Below are 7,149 nucleotides of genomic sequence, written 5' to 3' on the forward strand. Positions count from 1 at the left end.
TTGGTAAATATCATATCTCAATTTTTAGAATATTTAAGTAGAATCTTGTCTTGTAGAGTAATATTAAAAACGAAAGAAGATTCTATGAAACCAATTAAAGCATTACTACTCACTTTTATATGTTGTAGTATTTTTATGATATTTTGCATATATTATTTTTATAAAAATCCCGATATTTTGCGACAATACGCCACAAAAACCCAAAACAATGCGAAAGATTCTAGTTTAATAAAACGAAATTCTTCTGAAATTATCAATGAACAAAGTAAAAAGATACAAAATCCCCCTCATTTGAAAGATATTTCTAACACAATAGAAAATATAGATTCTAAGAATTGGGAATCCCAAAAGAATCTATATTTATTAGATGAAGCTCTTTCTAGTGAAGCTACAACAAATGCACAGGAGCAATTTTTACGGGGAGAATTGCTAGACAACACCCTTAAAGATATTCAAGAGAAAAATATAGTCAAGAATCTAGTTGATGCAGAATCACAAAACTTATTACTTTTAGGATTAGAAAACAAATACCAAAACATACAACCAAAAATTTGGCAAGAAAATCCCCAAGGATCAATCAACACAATTCAAACAAACAAGAAGATTCTCTACCTTACGCTTGATGCGTGTGGTGGTGCTTATGATAAAGAGTTGATTGATTTCCTTGTAGAAAGCCATATTCATGCGACACTTTTTATTAATGCACATTGGATTGAATCTCATAAAGAGGAATTTTTGGAATTAGCAAATAATCCTTTCTTTTCTATTCAAAATCATGGCACAAAACATAAGCCTTTAAGTGTAAATGGTAAAAGCATTTATGGAATACAAGGAACAGATTCTGTTGCTGAAGTTTTCCATGAAATTTATGATAATGAAAAATTAATTTTCAATCTTACAGGCAAAAAGCCAACATTTTTTCGTTCAGGAACAGCTTATTATGATGACATTGCTTTAGCAATTGCTCAAGATATGGGATATAAAATTGGTGGTTTCGATATTATTGGTGATGGTGGGGGGACTTTTTCTTATAATAAGATTTTACAACAAGCAAAAAAAGTGCGGAGTGGTTCAATATTGATTTATCACTTTAACAAACCAAAAGGTGATACACGTAAAGCATTGCAGACGCTTATTCCACAATGGCTTGAACAAGGGTATGAATTTGGGTTATTATAAGTTTTTATACTTAAAAATCAGTAAAATTTGTAAGTATGTAAAAAATATTTAGGAATTTAGCTTTGTATTTGAACATACTTTGGGAAAAAAAGACTTTATTTTTCTCTGTCTGCAAGATAATCATATAACCGCAATATATCCGCATAGCTTGTTAAATCTAAGTGCATCGGCGTAAGAGAAATATATCCTTGATTCAGTGCTTCAAAATCTGAAATCAGAGCAACTCCTTTATTATTTATTTCAGAATCTGCTTGTGGTTGTTTTGCATCATGTGTATATATATCTTGTAATATATTATCTTTTATAAAAGGATTTTCTGTGTTATCTCGTTCTTTCCATTGCAGTGCATTTACACCAAACCAATAAACTGTGTGATTTCTTGGGGTAAGAAAACTTGCTAAATTTGAGTCAAAGATTCTATAACCAAGCTGAGTAATTTTTACACCCCTGCATTCTTCTTTGGAAAGTGCAGGGACATTAACATTTAAGAATTTTCTATGTCCAATGTGATATTTCTTATTAAGAATATCTTTTGTCAGACTTTCAACATAATCGAGTGCAAGACTAAAATCTCGATTGATTGTTTTAGAATCTTCTCCATATTTATCATCAATAAATTGTGAAATTGCAATACTATCAATGCCATGAATAGCACCCTCTATTGCTCCAGCAACCGTGCCCGAGTAGGTAGTGTCTTCACCCAAATTTGCCCCAATGTTAATACCCGAAATAATTAAGTCTGGTTTTTTTTCTTTGAAAAGTTCGCGTATAGCAATATGTATGCAATCCGTTGGCGTTCCATCGTCAAGCTTATAGAAATCTTTTTCAATTTCGATGAGTTGCAGTGGTTTTGAAACACATAAACCATGTCCACAAGCAGATTTTTCATTAGCGGGAGCAACTGCAATTACCCTTGCAAATTTGGAGAGAGTGTCACGCAATTGTGTAAATCCTTTGCTTATATACCCATCATCATTTGTTATGAGAATAGTTTTCATAAATTAACCTTTAATAAAGAATTTTCGTCAGAACAGAATCAATAAAACAATAAAAATCAACTTGAATATTTTTGGTAAAATCGGCGAAAGTAATTTATGATGTAGTATCATACAATAAAGTAAGATTCCGAGTGAATTAAGAATATCATATTAAAAAGTTGAGAATATTAGTTATGGATTTGCTTGTATTCTTTATTCTCTGTCTATTTGTAGATGGTACGCCCAAGAGGATTCGAACCTCTGACCTACGGCTTAGAAGGCCGTTGCTCTATCCAGCTGAGCTATGAGCGCATGTGGTACGCCCAAAGGGAGTCGAACCCCTAACCCCCAGATCCGAAGTCTGGTGCTCTATCCAATTGAGCTATGGACGCATGTCCTAAGAGAATCTTTATTATTTTAATATAAATTAATAAAAACCCTAATAATTTAAAATAAAAAGGACTTTATGTAACTATTTTTTATAATAAGTCTATGGGGTGGATGATGGGTTTCGAACCCACGACCCTCAGAGCCACAACCTGATGCTCTAACCAACTGAGCTACACCCACCAAAATAATAAAATGGTCGGGGCGAAAGGATTCGAACCTTCGACCCCTTGGTCCCAAACCAAGTACTCTAACCAGACTGAGCTACGCCCCGACACATGATAACAAAACCCATATTCTAACGAAAAAATGAAAATAAGTCAAGATAGGGTAAGTATATTTTCAAGCAATAAAAATATACAATTCAAATGAGTTATACAAATTTATTTATTCGGAATCTTTTAATGAGTGGGAGGCTTTAAGCATTTTACTTTCAAGACAAAATATTATATGAAAGATTTTTAATATCCCAAAGAAAGAGAACTTGAAAATTTTTACTATGAGAATATTCTTTATTATTTTGAATAATTCAAAAAATATGTTATTGTATAAAAGATTATCAAAATCTAATGTTTATGGAATTAATTTTTTAAGGAAGCATTGTTTTTTTTTGTTGTTGGAACGAAGATTTGATCTTTTATTGGTGTTATGTGTAGATTTTTTAAGTTTTTTATATCGATTTATTTAGGTAGTATCCTACATTGTTATTTTTTGTTTGACTCTTTATAGTCCCCCAAAAATGTATCATAATATTTATAATATTCTCGGCTTTTTTTTGTAGCAAATGCGTAGGTTAATGACCCACCACCATCAAATTTTGCACGTGTATAAAATGGTGCTTGTATGCTTGATTTATTGATGGGGGTTAGGTGATATTTTTGAATGATAGCAACATTTTGACAATTCAATACACCTATACTCTCACTGCCAACAATAAAAACCAACCCAACCCCATATTCATTGCAAGCTTGTGGTAGTGTTTTTGTCGTTGGATCGTGTTTACCTCGAGAATTTAGAAATCCCATTAATAAGTCAGAATTTACAAAATTGATAAATGAATAATATTCCACAACTGCCCTATAAGTCTCTTCGTTTGGGGCAATTAAAAAAGCCTTATCATTAAAGTTTCTAAAGACAATTTTATCTCCTTCTTGCGGTTTTAGATTTGGTGTTGGTAAATATGGTTGAACAAGTTGATTGGGTGGGGTAACCTTTGCTGTTGCAAGTGTGCCTTCTATTTTTGTAATTTCAGCATTCCCGACAATAACCTCATAAACTCCTAAATCTCGCGTGATAATACCGCTTTCCCCAACCTTTAAATCAAGGTGAGAAAAAGTTATAGATACAGAATCTTTTTCTCCAAGAATAGATCCAATTTGGCTGATTTCTGGTTGTGTTAGAGTTTTGATTAACTCTAATTGATTGCTAGGCTGTTGTATTGTTTCCCCAAAGAGATATTGTATGTAAAATACAATCCATAGTGCTAAAAATTTTTTCATTTTTTTCCTAAATTATATTATTTCTATAATTTTCTTATCAATATTGCATGAAAGTCGCTATTTTGTGAAACTGATAAAAAATTCAAACATATTGATATTTGAGAAATTTGCATTATAACTGAAATCTTTTAATAAATAAAGCCTTAAGGGAAAAATTAAAAACACATTGAAGATATTGCAATTTGCAATATTTAATATATAAATTAACTCTTTAAGTGTTCTTTTATTTTTCTTAGCATATTTCTTGGAAAATGTGCTATTTTCTTTCTTAACTTTGCACTATTATCTCTCTTTTGAGCACGATAATTATATAAATATAGCATTGCACTATTACCACGTCTAAAAGCTTCATTTGGATCTTGAGAAAGTATAGAATCTAAAAAATTAAATATTTGCTTTTCATAATATTTACATGGGTCGAAATTATCTAAAAATAAAGGTTCGTGTAACATATCTTGGTATGCTTTGTGGTCATTATCAATTCTTTTTACTTCATCAACTAACTCATCTAAAGTAGAGAAATTATGTGCATTAATGAATGCCTTTGGATTTATTGTATAATCAAATAGATTGTGCGAAATATTTGGAATGGTAGTATCAATATGTTGTGTCGGGATTATAGTATCATCAGATGGTTTCATAAAAGCATTGTGTGTTGCATATTGTTTTATGGGTGGAGAATCCCCCCCCCCCCCATATTTGTTGCAGAATTTGATGGTCGAGATTCTAAAGAATCTATATGACAACGCAAGCTTGTATCGCCCCAATAAATAGGAATACAACCAGATATATAAGCCTCGTAAAGCTTTTCACTTAAATAACCTGGATAACTTGAATTTTCAAAACAAATATTAAATTTATAGTTTCTAAGCCATGTTATTTTGGCAGAAACTTTATATCCAATATTGTTGTTCCAACTTCCGCCAGAATCTACTTTTTTATAGGCATTTAATTTTTCAAATGCAAGATTGCGAAATAATGTTCTTTTACGACCACCATTGCTCACAAGTATAGCACAAAATTTATTTCTTTGCCGGAGTGATTGCGTATCAATATTACGATTTTTAGAATCCATGCTGTTTGTTCCATATTGGAGTGGGTTATAAAGTAGATAAAACAATGGTACACACAGATGCCTATCACCAAAATCCATATAATCATAATCGAGTGTATAATCGACAAGATTATAGTCGGTGCGGATATTTTCACCGCTAAATAGAATCTTTACGCAATCATAATTTAAACATTCTTTCGCAATAGAATCAGAAAATATAAATTGAGGGTTTATAGGGTCATAAATAATTTTATGTTTTTTACTTAAAAGATTTATATAATGACTACTATAAAACTCTTCTTCATTGCTGCAACTTCTAAACCAATTTGGGATACACATTCTTATTTCTTGCATTCTTCTCCCTTAGATAATTCTTATAGTTTCAGTTTTGTTGGATTTTTTTAATTATACATAAAATTTATATTTAATAACAGAGTATTGGAGAAAAGCTTTATATGAATGTGATTCAATAATGCTATATTTTGCAAGATTGTATATGTATTCAACTGGTGGTTCAAAATGCAAGATTCTGTTAGGAATCTTGCATATGATAAAATAAATATAGTTTGTTTAAATACCCAAAAGCTCCGCTACTCTCGCGCCATAAGCTGCATCAGCTTTTTTGAAATGTTCGATTTGTCGTTTTTTAATCTCTACTGGCACACCTTCCATATGTTCTTTGATATTTTGGCAGAGTGCTTCTTTTTGTTCAGCATTCATCAAGCGATACAAATCTCCTGCTTGACTATAATAATCGCTGTCATCATCTCTGTGATTGAATCTATCCATTACGCTACCTTCTTGTATATGCAATGGTGGCTCAATAGCGTTTTTATCTTCGCTATACTCATCAAAATGACTTGGTTGATAGTTTCTTGCATCACCAAAAGTTCCCATTTGCATATAACCATCTCTATGAGTATTGCTCACAGGTGCGATAGACGCATTTACAGGAAGTTGGTAATGATTAATGCCTAATCTATATCGTTGTGTATCACCATAGCTAAAAAGTCTGCCTTGAAGCATTTTATCAGGGCTATATCCGACACCGGGCACGATATTTGCAGGGTTAAACGCAGCTTGCTCTACTTCAGCAAAATAGTTCTTAGGGTTTTGATTGAGTTCCAAAATTCCTACTTCAATCAATGGATAATCCTTATGACTCCAAGTTTTTGTGAGGTCAAAAGGATTGATTTTATAAGTGTTTGCTTCAGATTCTGGCATAATTTGCACACAGAATCTCCATTTAGGGAAGTTGCCTTTTTCGATATTATCATATAAGTCTCTTTGATGAGATTCTCTATCTTGTGCGATAATATCAGCAGCTTCCTTATTTGTAAGGTTGTGGATTCCTTGCATTGATTTGAAATGGAATTTCACCCAAAATCGTTCATTTTTTGCATTGATAAAGCTATAAGTATGACTACCAAATCCGTGCATTTCGCGATAACTTCGTGGAATACCTCTATCACTCATAAGAATCGTTACTTGGTGTAAAGTCTCTGGGTGTAAGCTCCAAAAATCCCATGACGCAGTGCTATTGCGCAAATTTGTCTTAGGGTCGCGTTTTTGTGTATGAATGAAATCCGGGAATTTTATCGCATCTCTTATAAAAAATACCGGTGTGTTATTCCCTACAATATCCCAATTTCCTTCATTTGTGTAAAACTTCAATGCAAAGCCTCGCACATCTCGCTCTGCATCGGCTGCTCCTCGCTCACCTGCCACGGTTGAGAATCGTAAAAATGCTTTTGTTTTTTTGCCCACTTTGCTAAAAATATCAGCCTTTGAATATTGCGTAATATCATTTGTAATAGTGAGTTCGCCATACGCTGCACTACCTTTTGCATGGACGACGCGTTCTGGGATTCTCTCTCTATCAAAATGGGCTAATTTTTCTAAAAGCCAAGTATCTTGCAAAAGTGTTGGTCCTCTTTTTCCTGCAGTCATTGAGTTTTGATTATCACCGATTGGCGTTCCTGTTGCGGTTGTGAATTTCTTGTTCATCGTTGTCTCCTTATATGATAGTTTATAAAATAATATTATATATTAG

The 7,149-nt window shown here is 32.5% G+C and carries 6 protein-coding genes and 4 tRNA genes; 1 reads left to right on the top strand and 9 read right to left on the bottom strand.

From position 1 onward, the window contains the following. Positions 1–84 precede the first annotated feature (84 nt). Positions 85–1,179, top strand: a complete 1,095-nt coding sequence (locus CQA53_RS07540; protein ID WP_245945774.1) for a polysaccharide deacetylase family protein — start codon at positions 85–87, stop codon at positions 1,177–1,179. Between the two features lie 95 nt (positions 1,180–1,274). Here the strand turns inward: CQA53_RS07540 and surE are convergent, their stop codons facing one another. From surE to CQA53_RS07585, 9 genes are all read right to left on the bottom strand, one after another. Continuing rightward, positions 1,275–2,177: a 5'/3'-nucleotidase SurE gene (surE, locus tag CQA53_RS07545; protein WP_115543401.1), complete on the bottom strand. Its 903-nt coding sequence runs from the start codon at positions 2,175–2,177 to the stop codon at positions 1,275–1,277. Between the two features lie 214 nt (positions 2,178–2,391). After that, positions 2,392–2,468, bottom strand: a tRNA-Arg gene (locus CQA53_RS07550). A 3-nt stretch (positions 2,469–2,471) separates the two neighbouring features. Beyond that, positions 2,472–2,548: transfer RNA gene (locus tag CQA53_RS07555), tRNA-Arg, on the bottom strand. A 101-nt stretch (positions 2,549–2,649) separates the two neighbouring features. Then, positions 2,650–2,726, bottom strand: a tRNA-His gene (locus CQA53_RS07560). A 13-nt stretch (positions 2,727–2,739) separates the two neighbouring features. Beyond that, positions 2,740–2,817, bottom strand: a tRNA-Pro gene (locus CQA53_RS07565). 430 nt (positions 2,818–3,247) lie between these two features. Beyond that, positions 3,248–4,042 carry a plasminogen-binding N-terminal domain-containing protein gene (locus tag CQA53_RS07570; protein WP_115543402.1) on the bottom strand — a complete coding sequence of 265 codons (795 nt, stop codon included), beginning with the start codon at positions 4,040–4,042 and terminating at the stop codon, positions 3,248–3,250. A gap of 203 nt (positions 4,043–4,245) precedes the next feature. Then, positions 4,246–4,788: a hypothetical protein gene (locus CQA53_RS07575; RefSeq protein WP_147290012.1), complete on the bottom strand. Its 543-nt coding sequence runs from the start codon at positions 4,786–4,788 to the stop codon at positions 4,246–4,248. After that, positions 4,710–5,450 (bottom strand): glycosyltransferase family 10 domain-containing protein, encoded by a 741-nt coding sequence (locus CQA53_RS07580; RefSeq protein ID WP_115543404.1) that lies wholly within the window; start codon positions 5,448–5,450, stop codon positions 4,710–4,712. The genes CQA53_RS07575 and CQA53_RS07580 overlap by 79 nt, the downstream gene beginning before the upstream one ends. Positions 5,451–5,666: 216 nt before the next feature. Beyond that, complete coding sequence (locus CQA53_RS07585; protein WP_115543405.1) at positions 5,667–7,103, bottom strand: catalase; 1,437 nt, start codon at positions 7,101–7,103, stop codon at positions 5,667–5,669. Positions 7,104–7,149 lie beyond the last annotated feature (46 nt).

The organism is Helicobacter didelphidarum (assembly GCF_003364195.1).
In the GTDB taxonomy this organism is placed as follows: Bacteria; Campylobacterota; Campylobacteria; order Campylobacterales; family Helicobacteraceae; genus Helicobacter_A; species Helicobacter_A didelphidarum.

Excerpts from the sequence above, each read along its gene's own strand:
- CQA53_RS07580 (WP_115543404.1), bottom strand. The coding sequence starts at position 5,450 with ATGCAAGAAATAAGAATGTGTATCCCAAATTGGTTTAGAAGTTGCAGC.
- CQA53_RS07570 (WP_115543402.1), bottom strand. The coding sequence starts at position 4,042 with ATGAAAAAATTTTTAGCACTATGGATTGTATTTTACATACAATATCTC.
- surE (WP_115543401.1), bottom strand. The coding sequence starts at position 2,177 with ATGAAAACTATTCTCATAACAAATGATGATGGGTATATAAGCAAAGGA.
- CQA53_RS07585 (WP_115543405.1), bottom strand. The coding sequence starts at position 7,103 with ATGAACAAGAAATTCACAACCGCAACAGGAACGCCAATCGGTGATAAT.
- CQA53_RS07540 (WP_245945774.1), top strand. The coding sequence starts at position 85 with ATGAAACCAATTAAAGCATTACTACTCACTTTTATATGTTGTAGTATT.